The following is a 12,948-nucleotide window of genomic DNA, read 5'->3' as shown; positions in this document are numbered from 1 at the left end:
TGCTGACGTTAGGCTCTCTTCCCGTGCCCGCGATGAACGACGGCCCCGGCGACGGCGCCACCCCGACCAAGTCCGAGCAGACCCGCGCCCTGATCCTGGAGACGGCCATGCGGCTGTTCCAGGAGCGCGGCTACGACAAGACGACGATGCGGGCCATCGCCCAGGAGGCAGGGGTCTCCGTCGGCAACGCGTACTACTACTTCGCCGGCAAGGAACATCTGATCCAGGGCTTCTACGACCGGATCGCCGCCGAACACCAGGTGGCGGTCCGGGAGATCCTGGACCGGGAGCGCGACCTGGAGGCCCGGCTGGCGGGCGTGCTGCGGGCCTGGCTGGACATCGCGGCGCCCTACCACGAGTTCGCGGTGCAGTTCTTCAAGAACGCCGCCGACCCGGACAGCCCGCTCAGCCCCTTCTCGCCCGAGTCGGAGCACGCGCGCGAGGAGGCCATCAGCGTTCACCGGGAGGTGCTCGCCGGGGCCACCAAGACCAAGGTGCCCGAGGAACTGCGCGACGTCCTGCCCGAGTTGATGTGGCTGTCCCAGATGGGGCTCGTCCTGTACTGGATCTTCGACCGTACCGAGGGGCGCGAGCGCAGTTACCGGCTCGCCGAGCGCGGAGCCCGGCTCACCGCGCGGGGGGTCGCCCTGGCCCGCTTCCGGGTGCTGCGGCCGCTCGTGCGCGAGGTGCACGAGCTGTTCACGGAGTTCCTGCCGGGCATGACGAACGCCATCCCCGATCCGGCGGCCCGGCGGCGCACCGACCCCTGAGCCGCCGGCGGGCGGACCGTCAGAGCGTGGTGAGGCTCCACAGGCGGAACACGCCCGTGCCGTCCGACAGGTACTGGCCGCCACCGACGTCCTCCGTGGCGACGACGTACTCCTCGGCCTGCCACAGCGGCAGCACCGGGACGTCCCGGGCGACGGTCTGCTGCACCGAGCGGAAGTCCTGGTCGGCCTCGGTCCGCTCCGCGTAGCGCCGGCTGTCCTTGATGAGCCGGTCGACGGTCTTGCTGCTGTAGCCGGTGTTCATGGCGCTGCCGGTACCGACGAGCGCGGCGCCGAAGGTGTCCGGGTCGGGGAAGTCGGCGATCCAGCCGACGGCGTACGCGTCGAGCCCGCCGCTCGCCCACTGCTTCTGGAAGGCGGTCCACTCATAGCCCTTGAGGGTGACCTTGAACAGGCCGCTCGCCTCCAGTTCCTTCTTGATCTCGGCGCCCTCCTGCTCGCCGGCACCGCGGCCCTCGGCGTAGCCGTAGGTGAAGTGCACCGGCAGGCTCACGCCCGCCCGGGTGAGCAGTTGCCTGGCCTTCTGCGGGTCGGGCTTCGGGTAGTCGTCGAAGAACGAGGCGGTGTGCCCGGTGAGACCGGCCGGGATCAGGGAGTACAGCGGGTCGACGGTGCCGTCGTAGACGGTGGCGGCCAGCCGCTCGCGGTCGACCAGCCAGGCGATGGCCCGGCGGACCTCCGGCTCGTGCAGCGGCTTGCCCGCCCGGGTGTTGAAGTACAGGTTGCGCGTCTCGGAACCGTCGGACTCGTAGACGCGCTGGGTGGGGTCGCTCGGGTTGAGGCCGGCGAGGACGCCGGGCGGCAGCTGGTCGGTCGCCACCTCCACCTGCTTGTCCTTCCAGGCGGTGTTCAGGGCCTCGGGGTTCGCGTAGTAGCGCAGTTCGACGGGCCGGCCGGTGCCGCCGACGGCGCCCCGGTAGTGCCGGTTGGGCGCGAGGACGGCGTCACGTTCCTTCGTGTACGAGGTGAGGGTGTACGGGCCCGTGCCGTCGACGCGGTCGCCGGTGCGCAGCTTGCCGGCCGGGTACGCGGTGTGGTCGACGATCGAGCCGGCGCCGGTGGCGACCTTGAAGGGGAACGTCGCGTCCGGCGAGTCCAGGTGGAAGGTGACGGTCATGCCGTCGGCGTCCACGGAGCCGAGCGTGCCGAGCAGGGACGCCGGCCCGACCGGGGCCTTGATCTTCAGGATCCGGTCGAAGGAGTACTTCACGTCCTCGGCGTTCATCGTCCGGCCGCTCGGGAAGGTGAGGCCCGCGCGCAGCTCGCAGCGGTAGGTGGTGAGGTCACCGCGGACGAACGCGCAGCTCTTCGCCGCGTCCGGCACGGGGGCGGTGCCGCCCGGCGCGAAGGTCAGCAGCGACTGGAAGACGTTGCTGAACAGCGCCCAGGAGCCCGCGTCGTAGGCGCCGGCGGGGTCGAGCGAGGTGACGCCGTCCGTGGTGCCGACGGTGATGGTCCTCGCGTCGCCCTTCGACGGCAGGAGCTGCCAGGCGCCCACACCCGCGGCGGCCAGGACGAGCAGTGCCGCGAGTATCCGTATGCGAACCGATCGCATCGGCTTCGCCCTCCCCAGCCCCTCAGCGGCCCAATGAGCCCCCTTGAGGACCAATTGAGGCACTTGTGCGTGTGCCACACCCTTTTGTGGCGGGCTCACCCAATCACAGGATTTTGAGCAGGGGGAAGGGAGATCTGACGAGTTGGGAAAGAACTTACCGATGGGTGATTCGGGCTGGTTTCACAGCGTTCTCACAGGGGGCGTGCGCGTGCCGTCAGGCCTGCTTCGAGGCGAGCTCGATCAGGGTGATGTCCGACGGCGCGCCCACGCGGGTGGGCGGGCCCCAGGCACCGGCGCCGCGTGAGACGTACAGCTGGGTGTCGCCGTAGCGCTCCAGGCCCGCGACGGTGGGGTTGGCGCCCGCGGCGACGAGGTTGCCGGGCCAGAGCTGGCCGCCGTGGGTGTGGCCGGAGAGCTGGAGGTCGACGCCGTGCTCGACGGCGTCGTGGATCTGGACGGGCTGGTGGGCGAGCAGGACGCACGCGCGCGCTGTGTCCCGGTCGCCGAGCGCCTTGGCGAAGTCGGGGCCCTGACCCTCGTCCTCGCCCGCGACGTCGTTGACTCCGGCGAGGTCGAAGTGCGGCATCTCCCTGCGGGCGTTCTCCAGGGGGTCCAGACCCAGTCGGCGGACCTCCTCGACCCACTGTCCGGCACCGGAGAAGTACTCGTGGTTGCCGGTGACGAAGTAGGAGCCGTGACGGGCCCTCAGCTGCGCGAGCGGGGCGGCCGCCGGGCCCAGGTCCTTCACGCTGCCGTCGACCAGGTCGCCGACGACGGCGATCAGGTCGGGCTGGGTCGCGTTGATCGTGTCGACGACCTTCTGCGCGAAGCCGCGTCCCAGGACCGGGCCGAGGTGCACATCACTGACCACGGCGATCCGGTACCCGTGCGCGGCGCGCGGCAGCCTGGCCAGCGGGACCGTGACCCGCTTGACCTTCGGCCCGCGCAGCACGCCGTACGTCCCGTACCCCACGGTCCCGACGGCCGCGGCCGCGGCGGCCCCGGCGACGACGCGGGACACGAAGAGGCGCCGGGAGGGCCCGGTGGGGACGGCGTCCGCCGCGGGGAGCGGCTGGGGCGCGGGGTCGGCCGACGGGTGAGGCGCGGGCGCCTCGGCGCCGTGGTCCGGCCGGGAGCCGGCCGCGGGGGCCGCCGTGGGCTCGGGGGCCGCCGCGGGCACAGGGGCCGCCGTGGGCTCGGGGGCCGTACCGCTGCCGTTCGCCTGCGTCGCGGCCGTGGGCACGCCGGAGCCGTGGTCCGGCCCGGAGCCGGCCGCGAGTGCCGCCGTGGGCACGGGCGCGCGGGTCGCGCCGCCGCCCGGCTGCGCGCCTGCCGACGCCGCGGAGGCGGTCGCTCCCTCGGCGCTGCCCTGTACGGGAGCCGGGCCACCGCCGTGGCCGGGCTGCGGGGCGGGCGCGTCACCGGCCGGGGCCGGCTCCCCCGAGGGCGGTGCCGGTCGTGGGTGGTGGTTCGCGCGTCTCGCGCGGTGTTCCAGGAAGCGGCGCAGGAGTGGCCGGACGAGCTCTCCCGCCACCACCGCCAGCAGCAGGTACATCGACAGGGCCAGCCACAGGAAGCCCGGCCAGGCGAGGACCTGCTGGAGCCAGAACGGGGCGCCCGAGCGCTCGGCGACCAGGGCCGTGACCGTCAAGGTCCAGCCGCCGGCGATCAGGACCGCTCCCGCGCGGCGCGTGAGGCCCGGGCCTTGGGTCGTGTCGCGGAACAGGCGGCGCCACACGTACCAGTTGCCCGTCACCACGACGGCCAGGACCAGCACTGCGACTAGTACGAAAACGATGACCACGGTGTCCCTGTCTCCCGATCGCCCTATGACGTCCGGCTCAGTGCGCGCAGACCACGCAACCCGATGGCCCCGACGACCGTCCCCAATACGAAGGAAACGACGGCGAGCAGCAGGTGCACCCAGAAGTAGGCCGTGGGACGACCGTCGTCGAAGGCGAGCCCGCTGCCGTCCGCGACCAGGTTCTTGACGAAAGTGATCCAGATGACCCAGCTCCACACCCCGAAGGCGAGCAGGAACCAGGAGACGGGGCGGCTGAGCTTCACAGAAACAGACCTTTCGTCACAGCGCCGGGCTCCCGGGGCCGGCCGGGGGTCCGGGGGTTGTCCCCCGGATGAGCACAGCATGAGACCAGTATCGCCAGAGCCTGTCCGGTTCCGTTCGCGGGGTAGGGGCGGAAGCGGGACTTCACCCCGTACGGCATGTACGTTTCCGACCGTGCCCGCTCCGAAGAAGACCGTCAGGCGATCCCTGCTGGTCACCTCCGCCGTCCTGTCGTCCCTCGCCCTGGCCGCGCCCGCCGCCGTCGCCGCCCCGAACCCCTCGGGCAGCCCCTCGGCGAGCCCGTCGGCGAGCCCCTCGGCCACTCCCCCGGCGTCGATGTCGACCGTGGGCGGCGCCCGGCTCGGCAGGCCGGGGACACAGGTGAACCTGGCGAGCGGTGTGCCGGTGCTGCCGAAGGACCTGAGCGCCCGCTCCTGGATCGTCGCGGACGCCGAGTCCGGTGACGTGCTGGCCGCGCACAACGCGCACTGGCGCCTCGCCCCGGCGAGCACGCTGAAGATGCTGTTCGCGGACACGCTGCTGCCGAGGTTTCCGAGGGACACCAAACACAAGGTCACCCCCTCCGACCTGGCCGGGATCGGCTCGGGCTCCAGCATGGTCGGGATAAAGGAGGACGAGACGTACACGGTTCACGACCTGTGGCTGGGCGTCTTCCTGCGCTCCGGCAACGACGCCGTGCGCGTGCTGTCCGCCATGAACGAGGGCGTCGAGAACACCGTCGAGGACATGAACGAGCACGCCGAGGAGCTCCAGGCCCTCGACACGCACGTCGTCAGCCCGGACGGCTACGACGCCGAGGGGCAGGTCTCGTCGGCGTACGACCTGACGCTGATCGCCCGCTCGGGAATGCAGAAGAAGGACTTCCGCGAGTACGCGTCGACGGTCAGGGCCAAGTTCCCGGGGAAGACGAAAAAGGGCAAGAAGGGCAAGACCGTCCGCGAGTCCTTCGAGATCCAGAACACCAACCGGCTGCTGTCCGGCGACTCGGACGTGCCCGTCTACGAGGGCATCGCGGGCGTCAAGAACGGCAACACCACCAACGCGGGCGCCACGTTCACCGGCGTCGCCGAGCGCGGCGGCAAGGTGCTGCTGGTGACGGTGATGAACCCGGAGAAGCCTGAGTCCAACGAGGTCTACAAGGAGACGGCCCGGCTGTTCGACTGGGGCTTCAAGGCGGCCGGGAAGGTGCAGCCGGTGGGCGAGCTGGTGCCGCCCAGGGGTGCCGCGCAGGCCAGTGCCCAGCCCGGCGCGAACCCCTCCGGCGAGGCCGGCGGCTCCGGGGACGGCGGCAGCGGCACGGCGGGGACCGGCTCGAAGCCGGTGGCCGGCGCCCCGACCGCGGACGGCTCCAGCGGCATCGGGACCGCGCTCGGCATCACGGGCGGGGTGCTGGTGCTGCTCGCGGGCGGCGCGTTCCTGGTCAACCGCCGCTGGCCGCTGCCGGATCTGGTGCGCCGCCGGACTCGCCCGTGAGGCCCGGGACTTCGTCCTCCTTGCTCTGCGTCGCCGTCCAGGAGGCGCAGAACAGCACCAGCTTCGAGGTGAAGTTGATCCACAGCAGCAGCGCGACGGGCACCCCGAACGCGCCGTACATGCTCTTCGCGGCCACGCCCTGCAGATAGCCACTGAGCAGCAGTTTCAGCAGCTCGAAGCCGATCGCGCCGGTCAGCGCCGCCACGAACAGGCGGTGGCGCGTCGGCTCGACGCCGGGCAGCAGCGTCAGGACGTAGAGCAGCAGCAGGAAGTTCGCGAGGACGGCGATCACGAACGCGGCGATGTGCAGCAGGACCCCGCCCCAGCCGCCCTCGTCGATGCCGAGTTCCCGGGTGATCCAGCCGATCATCGCGGAGGCGACGGCGGAGGCGGCGATGGTGACGAGCAGCGCGCCGCCGAGGCCGAGCAGGACCCCCGCGTCCTTGCCGTAGCGCACGGCGGGGTTCTCCTCCTCGTCGTCGAGGTCCCACACCGCCCGCAGGCACTCGCGCATCGAGCCGGCCCAGCTGACGCCGGTGAAGAACAGCAGCGCGCCCGCGATGAGGCCGATCGTGCCGGCGTTGTCCACGAGGCCGGCGAGGTCCAGCTGGTCGGAGATGCCGGGGACCTGCTCGGCGAGCTTGTCCTGCAGCTTCTCCTCCTGGCCCGTGCTGAGCGTGGCGGCGGCGATGGTGGCGGACACCGTCAGCAGCGGGAACAGCGCGACGAAACTCGTGAAGGTCATCGCGGCGGCCAGCCGCGTCCACTTCACGCGGTCCAGCCGCTCGTACGACCGCCAGGCGTGCGTGATCATCAGCCGTTCCGCCCACGGCCCGATCAGCGGTAGCTTTTTCAGCCAGTCCATGATCCGACTCTGCCCTCCGCCCGGAACACCCATGTACGGGTACCCCAGAACCGCAGGACTGTGGCCAGCGCCATACCGATGACCGCGCCGGAGACGGTGTCCGCGCGCTGCGAGGTGAGCCCGAGGCCGTAGTGGCTGACGGCCAGGCAGAGCAGTTGCACGGCGGCGCCCGCGAGGTTCACGGCGAAGAACACCGCGTACGGGCGCAGGCCCGGGGCGCGCGTGGTGCGGTAGGTGCCGAGGGCGTTGCCCGCGTAGGCGACCGTGCAGGCGGCCAGGAAGGACAGGGACTTGGCGGTGAGCGGGTCGAGTCCGGCGGGCCCGCGCAGGTAGGTGAACAGGGCGAGGTCGACGGCGTAGGCGAGGAGGCCGACGGTGGCGAACCCGATGAGCTCCCGGCGGTCGGGGAGCGCGGGGCCCCGCCACGCGCGCGTGGTCACCAGTTCGCCACGGCCAGGCCGTACATCGCCACCCAGGCCACGCCGATGAGCGCGAGCGCGCGGTCGCGCAGGACGACGTCCTCGGGTTCGCCGGCCGTGCCGCGGTCGGCGAAGACGGCGTACCTGAGGATCGCCAGGATGAAGGCCACCATGGACAGTTGGCGCCAGGGCAGCACGCTGGTGTGCGGGACGCCGCCCTCCTCCATGGCCCACAGGCAGTAGCCGAGGACGGCGACGCCGGCCGCGAGCTGCCAGACGAAGCGGAGGTAGCCGGTGGTGTACTCGGTGAGCAACGCCCGGGTGGCGCCCGCCTTTCCGGCCATCTGGACGGCCTCCGAGTAGCGCTTGGCCGACACCATGAACAGGGCGCCGAATCCGGTGGTGATGAGGAACCAGCGCGACAGCGGGATGCCGAGGGCGAGTCCGCCGATCATGGCCCGCATCAGGAAGCCGGTGGTGACGACGGCGAGGTCGACGACGAGGACGTGCTTGAGGCTGACGCAGTAGGCCAGTTGCATGGCGAGGTAGGCGGTCAGCAGCGCGGCGACGGCCGGGCCGCACAGCCAGGCAGCGGCGGCGGGCGCGGTGAGGGCGAGGCAGCCGCCGACGGCGTAGGCGAGGGGCACGGGGACCTGCCCGGCGGCGACCGGGCGGTGCCGTTTGACGGGGTGGGCGCGGTCGGCGTCGGCGTCGCGGGCGTCGTTGACGAGGTAGACGGCGGCGGCGCAGGCGGTGAAGAGGACGAAGAGCAGGGCGAGTCGGCTCAGGGCGTGCCGGGAGAAGAGCTCGCCGGCGGCGGCCGGGGCGGCGACCACGAGGACGTTCTTGACCCACTGCCTGGGGCGCGCGGTCCTGAGGAGACCGGCCAGGAGACCGCCCTTGCGGGGTGGCGCGGGCCGCTCCTGGTGGGTGCGCTGCCGCAGGACGGCCGTCTCAGTCATGGTCGGCGCCTCCCCGCATCCAGCGGGCGCCCAGCCGGGCCGTGAGGGCGCCCAGGGCCGCGCCGGCGGCGACGTCCGTGGGGAAGTGGACGCCGGCCACCAGCCGTGAGACGCACACCAGGCCGGCGAGCGGCGGGACGGCGTGTGCTCCCAGGGCGCCGAAGGCGACGGCGGCGGCCGCCGCGGAGGTGGCGTGCGAGCTGGGGAAGGAGTGCCGGCCGGCGGTGGGAACCAGGGGCTCGACGTGTGCGGGGCGCGGGCGGCGCACGACCCGTTTCACTCCCATGCTGACGAGGTGCGCCCCGGCGGTGAGGGCCGTGCCGCGCAGCCAGGCGCCGCGCCGCCTGCCGTCGACGGCGGCTCCGGCGAGGCCCGCCGCCAGCCACAGCGCCGCGTGCTCCCCCGCCCAGGACAGGGCGCGGGCGGCGCCGGCCACGCGCGGGTCGCTGCCGCACTCCCTGAGCGCCGAAACGATCCGGTGGTCCATGTCGTGCAGGTCGTCGAGGTCGTCCATGTGGACTCACTGTCCACGCCCATCAGGCCTGAACTCCGGCAATATTGAGCGACATCCCATTAATCACCCATTTCGGGGAGGGATGCCATGTTCACTAACTAATCGCTCACAGTAGGGCGATACGGTCACAGGCATGTCTGCCGACACCGATTCCGACCCCGACGTCATGGGCCTGGACCACACCACCGTCACGGGCTGGGGCCGCACCGCCCCCACCGCCGCTTGGCTGATCCGCCCGCGCACGTACGAGGAGGCCGCGACGGCCGTCCGGGAGTGCGGCGCCCGCGGCGGGATCCCCCGGGGCCTGGGGCGGGCGTACGGGGACGCGGCGCAGAACGCGGGCGGGTCCGTGCTCGACATGACGGCGCTGGACCGGGTGCACGCGATCGACGCCGACGGCGGCACCGTGCTGTGCGACGCGGGCGTCTCCCTGCACCGGCTGATGGAGGTGCTGCTGCCGCTCGGCTGGTTCGTGCCGGTCACGCCCGGCACCCGCTACGTCACCGTCGGCGGGGCCATCGGCGCCGACATCCACGGCAAGAACCACCACGTCTCGGGCTCCTTCGCGCGACACGTGCTCGCCCTCGAACTGCTCACCGCCGACGGCGAGATCCGCACGGTGATCCCCGGCACGCCGCTCTTCGACGCCACGGCCGGCGGCATGGGCCTGACCGGCGTGATCCTCACCGCGACGATCCGGCTCCAGCCGGTGGAGACCTCGCTGATGTCGGTCGACACCGAGCGGGCGACGGACCTCGACGACCTGATGGCCCGGCTGGCGGCCACCGACCACCGCTACCGCTACTCGGTCGCCTGGATCGACCTGCTGGCCCGGGGCGCCGCCACCGGCCGCGCGGTCCTCACCCGCGGCGACCACGCGCCGCTGGACGCGCTCCCCGCCCGCCTGCGCCGGGACCCGCTGGCCTTCCGCACCTCCCGCCTCCCGGCCACCCCCGCGATCCTCCCCGAGGGCCTGCTCAGCCGGACGAGCGTTGGCCTCTTCAACGAGCTCTGGTACCGCAAGTCCCCCCGCGTGCGGACCGGCCGGCTCCAGCGGATCTCCGGCTTCTTCCACCCCCTGGACGGCGTGCCCCACTGGAACCGCGTCTACGGCCGGGGCGGCTTCGTGCAGTACCAGTTCGTCGTCGGCTACGGCCGCGAGGACGCGCTGCGCCGCATCGTGCGCCGCATCTCCGAACGCCGCTGCCCGTCCTTCCTGGCCGTCCTGAAGCGCTTCGGGGAGTCCGACCCGGGCTGGCTGTCGTTCCCCGTGCCGGGCTGGACGCTGGCCCTGGACATCCCGGCGGGCCTGCCCGGCCTCGGCGCGTTCCTCGACGAACTCGACGAGGAGGTCGCCGCCGCGGGCGGGCGCGTCTACCTCGCCAAGGACGCCCGGCTGCGCCCGGAGCTGCTCGCGGCCATGTACCCGCGCCTCGACGACTTCCGCGAACTGCGCGCCCGGCTGGACCCGCGCGGGGTGTTCGTGTCCGACCTGGCCCGCCGCCTCAGTCTCTGAGCAACCTCTAGGAGCTGTCATGAAGGACGCCTTCGGCCTCCCCCAGTCCCTGCTCGTCCTCGGCGGTACGTCGGAGATCGCGCTGGCGACCGCCCGCCGGCTGATCGCCCGCCGCACCCGCACGGTCTGGCTGGCCGGCCGCCCCTCCCCCGCCCTGGAGGAGGCCGCCGGGCAGCTGCGCGGGCTCGGGGCCGACGTGCACACCGTCGCCTTCGACGCGCTCGACCCCGCCTCGCACGAGGCCGTCCTCGGCAAGGTCTTCGCCGAGGGCGACGTCGACCTGGTGCTGCTCGCCTTCGGGCTGCTCGGCGACCAGGCCCGTGACGAGCGGGAGCCGGAGGCGGCGGTGCGGGTGGCGCAGACCAACTACACCGGCGCGGTCTCGGCCGGTCTGGTGTGCGCCCGCTCCCTCCAGTCCCAGGGGCACGGCTCGCTGGTCGTGATGTCCTCCGTCGCGGGCGAGCGGGCCCGCCGCGCGAACTTCATCTACGGCTCCAGCAAGGCCGGTCTCGACGCCTTCGCGCAGGGCCTGGGCGACGCGCTGTACGGCACGGGCGTGCACGTCATGGTCGTACGCCCCGGCTTCGTCCGGACGCGGATGACCGCCGGTCTGCCCGAGGCGCCGCTCGCGACCACGCCCGAGGCGGTCGCGTCGGCCGTGGAACTGGGGCTGCGGCGCCGCTCGGAGACGGTGTGGGTGCCCGGGACGCTGCGCGTGGTGATGGCGGCGCTGCGGCACCTGCCGCGCGGGGTCTTCCGGCGGCTGCCGGTCTGACTCGCGGGCGGGTCAGCGGGTGGGGACCGAGCCGCGCTCCACACGCCCGGCCTGCGGGGGGACCACCGAGCCGCCGAAGGGGAACTCGCGGAGCTTGCGCCAGACGCCGTCGGCGCCCTGCTCGTAGAGGGCGAAGCCGGTGCAGGGCCACTCGGCCTCGTAACCGGCGAGTTCCTCGAAGGCGCGGTCCATGGCCGCCTCGTCGATGCCGTGGGCCACGGTGACGTGCGGGTGGTACGGGAACTGCAGTTCCCGTGCGGCCGGCCCTGCGGGGTCGCGGACCTGCTGCTGGAGCACCGTGCAGGCCTCCGCGCCCGCGACGACCTGGACGAACACCACCGGCGACAGGGGGCGGAAGGTGCCGGTGCCGGACAGCCTCATGGGGAACGCGCGCCCGGCGGCGGCGACCTCGGCCAGATGCGCCTCGACGGCCGGCAGGGAGGCCTCGTCGACCTCTGTCGGCGGCAGCAGGGTGACGTGCGTGGGGATGCCGTGAGCGGCGGCGTCGCCGAAGCCCGCGCGCAGCTGCTGGAGCTCGCTGCCGTGAGGCTCCGGGACCGCGATCGAGACACCGATCGTTACGGTCCCCACGTCGTCTCCTGTCGTGTCAGTGTGGCCGCTGATACGACCACCCGGATATCGACTGTACGGCCACGACCGGGTTACGGGCAGGCGCAACCGGAGTGATGTACAGCGCTGTTCGGCGGTACGGCTGTGCGCGGGGGGTGGGTTCAGTGCTTGGCGGGCAGGAAGCCGACCTGCTCGTACGTCTGCGCGAGGGTCTCCGCGGCGACCGCGCGGGCCTTCTCGGCGCCCTTGGCCAGGATCGAGTCGAGCGTCTCGGGGTCGTCCAGGTACTGCTGGGTGCGCTCCCGGAACGGCGTCACGAACTCGACCATGACCTCGGCGAGATCCGTCTTGAGCGCGCCGTACATCTTGCCGGTGTACTTCTCCTCCAGCTCGCCGATGCTCTCGCCGGTGAGGGTCGAGTAGATCGTGAGCAGGTTGCTGACGCCCGGCTTGTTCTCGGCGTCGTAGCGGATCACCGTGTCGGTGTCGGTGACGGCGCTCTTGACCTTCTTGGCCGTGGCCTTCGGCTCGTCGAGGAGGTTGATGAGGCCCTTCGGCGTGGACGCCGACTTGCTCATCTTGATCGACGGGTCCTGAAGGTCGTAGATCTTCGCCGTCTCCTTGAGGATGTACGGCTTCGGGACGGTGAAGGTTGGGCCGAAACGGCCGTTGAAGCGCTCGGCGAGGTCGCGGGTGAGCTCGATGTGCTGGCGCTGGTCCTCGCCGACCGGGACCTCGTGGGCCTGGTAGAGCAGGATGTCCGCGACCTGGAGGATCGGGTACGTGAACAGGCCGACCGAGGCGCGCTCGGCGCCCTGCTTGGCGGACTTGTCCTTGAACTGGGTCATCCGGCCGGCCTCGCCGAAGCCGGTGAGGCAGTTCATGATCCAGGCGAGCTGGGCGTGCTCGGGGACGTGGCTCTGCACGAAGAGCGTGCAGCGGTCCGGGTCGAGACCCGAGGCGAGGAGCTGGGCGACGGCCAGGCGCGTGTTCGCGCGCAGGTCCTTCGGGTCCTGCGGGATGGTGATCGCGTGCAGGTCGACGACCATGTAGAACGCGTCGTGAGTCTCCTGCAGGGCCACCCACTGGCGGACGGCGCCGAGGTAGTTGCCGAGGTGGAACGAGCCGGCGGTGGGCTGGATCCCGGAGAGCACGCGAGGTCGGTCAGAGGCCATGCTCACCATTCTCTCAGGTCCCGGGGGCCGATCCGGAACGGGCCGGGAACAGACGGGATCCCGTTCGGCCCCGGCGGTGTAACAAGAGGGTGAGGCACGCCAGGGGCACTGTCCCCGCCGTGCTCGGGGCGGTGCGGACCCGGAGGGGGAACGATGCGGGCACGGGGCGGGACGGGGAGAGCGCGGGGCGGGGACGCGGCGGGGCGGGCGCCGCGCCGGAGCGGGGCGGCACGGCGCGCGCTGGTGGTGG

At 72.5% G+C, this 12,948-nt stretch carries 13 protein-coding genes; 4 read left to right on the top strand and 9 right to left on the bottom strand.

Features of this window, described 5'->3' with window-relative positions; all coding sequences use genetic code 11:
- The first annotated feature begins 23 nt into the window (after window positions 1-23).
- Complete coding sequence (locus tag ACFY9S_RS10190; RefSeq protein WP_102911621.1) at window positions 24-770, top strand: TetR/AcrR family transcriptional regulator; 747 nt, start codon at window positions 24-26, stop codon at window positions 768-770.
- Window positions 771-789: 19 nt separating this feature from the next.
- Here ACFY9S_RS10190 and ACFY9S_RS10185 read toward each other — a convergent pair whose 3' ends face one another.
- The 3 genes from ACFY9S_RS10185 to ACFY9S_RS10175 all read right to left on the bottom strand — a co-directional run bounded on the left by ACFY9S_RS10185 (window position 790) and on the right by ACFY9S_RS10175 (window position 4,410).
- Window positions 790-2,343 (bottom strand): ABC transporter substrate-binding protein, encoded by a 1,554-nt coding sequence (locus ACFY9S_RS10185; protein WP_391125202.1) that lies wholly within the window; start codon window positions 2,341-2,343, stop codon window positions 790-792.
- Window positions 2,344-2,557: 214 nt separating this feature from the next.
- The gene (locus tag ACFY9S_RS10180; protein ID WP_391125199.1) at window positions 2,558-4,147 is read right to left on the bottom strand and encodes a metallophosphoesterase; all 1,590 of its coding nucleotides are present in this window, start codon (window positions 4,145-4,147) and stop codon (window positions 2,558-2,560) included.
- A 23-nt stretch (window positions 4,148-4,170) separates the two neighbouring features.
- Window positions 4,171-4,410, bottom strand: coding sequence for an SCO4848 family membrane protein (locus tag ACFY9S_RS10175; RefSeq protein WP_102913348.1), 240 nt, complete (start codon window positions 4,408-4,410; stop codon window positions 4,171-4,173).
- A 172-nt stretch (window positions 4,411-4,582) separates the two neighbouring features.
- On the opposite strand from ACFY9S_RS10175, the gene ACFY9S_RS10170 reads away from it, so the two are divergent.
- Window positions 4,583-5,902 (top strand): D-alanyl-D-alanine carboxypeptidase family protein, encoded by a 1,320-nt coding sequence (locus ACFY9S_RS10170; RefSeq protein WP_391125196.1) that lies wholly within the window; start codon window positions 4,583-4,585, stop codon window positions 5,900-5,902.
- Here the strand turns inward: ACFY9S_RS10170 and ACFY9S_RS10165 are convergent.
- Genes ACFY9S_RS10165 through ACFY9S_RS10150 form a run of 4 tightly spaced genes read right to left on the bottom strand, consistent with a single transcriptional unit; the run spans window position 5,850 to window position 8,662 of the window.
- Entirely contained in the window at window positions 5,850-6,767 is a 918-nt protein-coding gene (locus ACFY9S_RS10165) for a YihY/virulence factor BrkB family protein (protein WP_102913346.1), read from the bottom strand. The two genes, ACFY9S_RS10170 and ACFY9S_RS10165, sit on opposite strands and share 53 nt — an antisense overlap.
- Window positions 6,755-7,207: a GtrA family protein gene (locus ACFY9S_RS10160; RefSeq protein WP_391125192.1), complete on the bottom strand. Its 453-nt coding sequence runs from the start codon at window positions 7,205-7,207 to the stop codon at window positions 6,755-6,757. Before ACFY9S_RS10160 ends, ACFY9S_RS10165 begins: the two co-directional genes overlap by 13 nt.
- Window positions 7,204-8,148: a decaprenyl-phosphate phosphoribosyltransferase gene (locus ACFY9S_RS10155; protein WP_391125189.1), complete on the bottom strand. Its 945-nt coding sequence runs from the start codon at window positions 8,146-8,148 to the stop codon at window positions 7,204-7,206. Before ACFY9S_RS10155 ends, ACFY9S_RS10160 begins: the two co-directional genes overlap by 4 nt.
- Window positions 8,141-8,662 (bottom strand): phosphatase PAP2 family protein, encoded by a 522-nt coding sequence (locus tag ACFY9S_RS10150; RefSeq protein ID WP_391125186.1) that lies wholly within the window; start codon window positions 8,660-8,662, stop codon window positions 8,141-8,143. Before ACFY9S_RS10150 ends, ACFY9S_RS10155 begins: the two co-directional genes overlap by 8 nt.
- Window positions 8,663-8,795: 133 nt before the next feature.
- Between ACFY9S_RS10150 and ACFY9S_RS10145 the strand changes: the two genes are divergently transcribed.
- Window positions 8,796-10,178, top strand: coding sequence for an FAD-binding protein (locus ACFY9S_RS10145; RefSeq protein WP_391125183.1), 1,383 nt, complete (start codon window positions 8,796-8,798; stop codon window positions 10,176-10,178).
- 19 nt (window positions 10,179-10,197) lie between these two features.
- A complete protein-coding gene (locus tag ACFY9S_RS10140; protein WP_102913370.1) occupies window positions 10,198-10,953 on the top strand; it encodes a decaprenylphospho-beta-D-erythro-pentofuranosid-2-ulose 2-reductase in 756 nt (251 codons plus the stop codon).
- Between the two features lie 12 nt (window positions 10,954-10,965).
- On the opposite strand, the gene ACFY9S_RS10135 is transcribed toward ACFY9S_RS10140, so the two are convergent.
- Window positions 10,966-11,544: a 2'-5' RNA ligase family protein gene (locus ACFY9S_RS10135; RefSeq protein ID WP_391125180.1), complete on the bottom strand. Its 579-nt coding sequence runs from the start codon at window positions 11,542-11,544 to the stop codon at window positions 10,966-10,968.
- A gap of 140 nt (window positions 11,545-11,684) precedes the next feature.
- Entirely contained in the window at window positions 11,685-12,698 is a 1,014-nt protein-coding gene (gene trpS / locus ACFY9S_RS10130; protein ID WP_102913371.1) for a tryptophan--tRNA ligase, read from the bottom strand.
- Window positions 12,699-12,948 lie beyond the last annotated feature (250 nt).

The sequence above is a fragment of the Streptomyces sp. NPDC012474 genome, from assembly GCF_042955185.1.
In the GTDB taxonomy this organism is placed as follows: Bacteria; Actinomycetota; Actinomycetes; order Streptomycetales; family Streptomycetaceae; genus Streptomyces; species Streptomyces cahuitamycinicus.
This window is presented reverse-complemented; position numbering and strand designations above follow the sequence as displayed.

Excerpts from the sequence above, each read along its gene's own strand:
- ACFY9S_RS10165 (WP_102913346.1), bottom strand. The coding sequence starts at position 6,767 with ATGGACTGGCTGAAAAAGCTACCGCTGATCGGGCCGTGGGCGGAACGG.
- ACFY9S_RS10140 (WP_102913370.1), top strand. The coding sequence starts at position 10,198 with ATGAAGGACGCCTTCGGCCTCCCCCAGTCCCTGCTCGTCCTCGGCGGT.
- trpS (WP_102913371.1), bottom strand. The coding sequence starts at position 12,698 with ATGGCCTCTGACCGACCTCGCGTGCTCTCCGGGATCCAGCCCACCGCC.
- ACFY9S_RS10185 (WP_391125202.1), bottom strand. The coding sequence starts at position 2,343 with ATGCGATCGGTTCGCATACGGATACTCGCGGCACTGCTCGTCCTGGCC.
- ACFY9S_RS10150 (WP_391125186.1), bottom strand. The coding sequence starts at position 8,662 with ATGGACGACCTCGACGACCTGCACGACATGGACCACCGGATCGTTTCG.
- ACFY9S_RS10155 (WP_391125189.1), bottom strand. The coding sequence starts at position 8,148 with ATGACTGAGACGGCCGTCCTGCGGCAGCGCACCCACCAGGAGCGGCCC.
- ACFY9S_RS10145 (WP_391125183.1), top strand. The coding sequence starts at position 8,796 with ATGTCTGCCGACACCGATTCCGACCCCGACGTCATGGGCCTGGACCAC.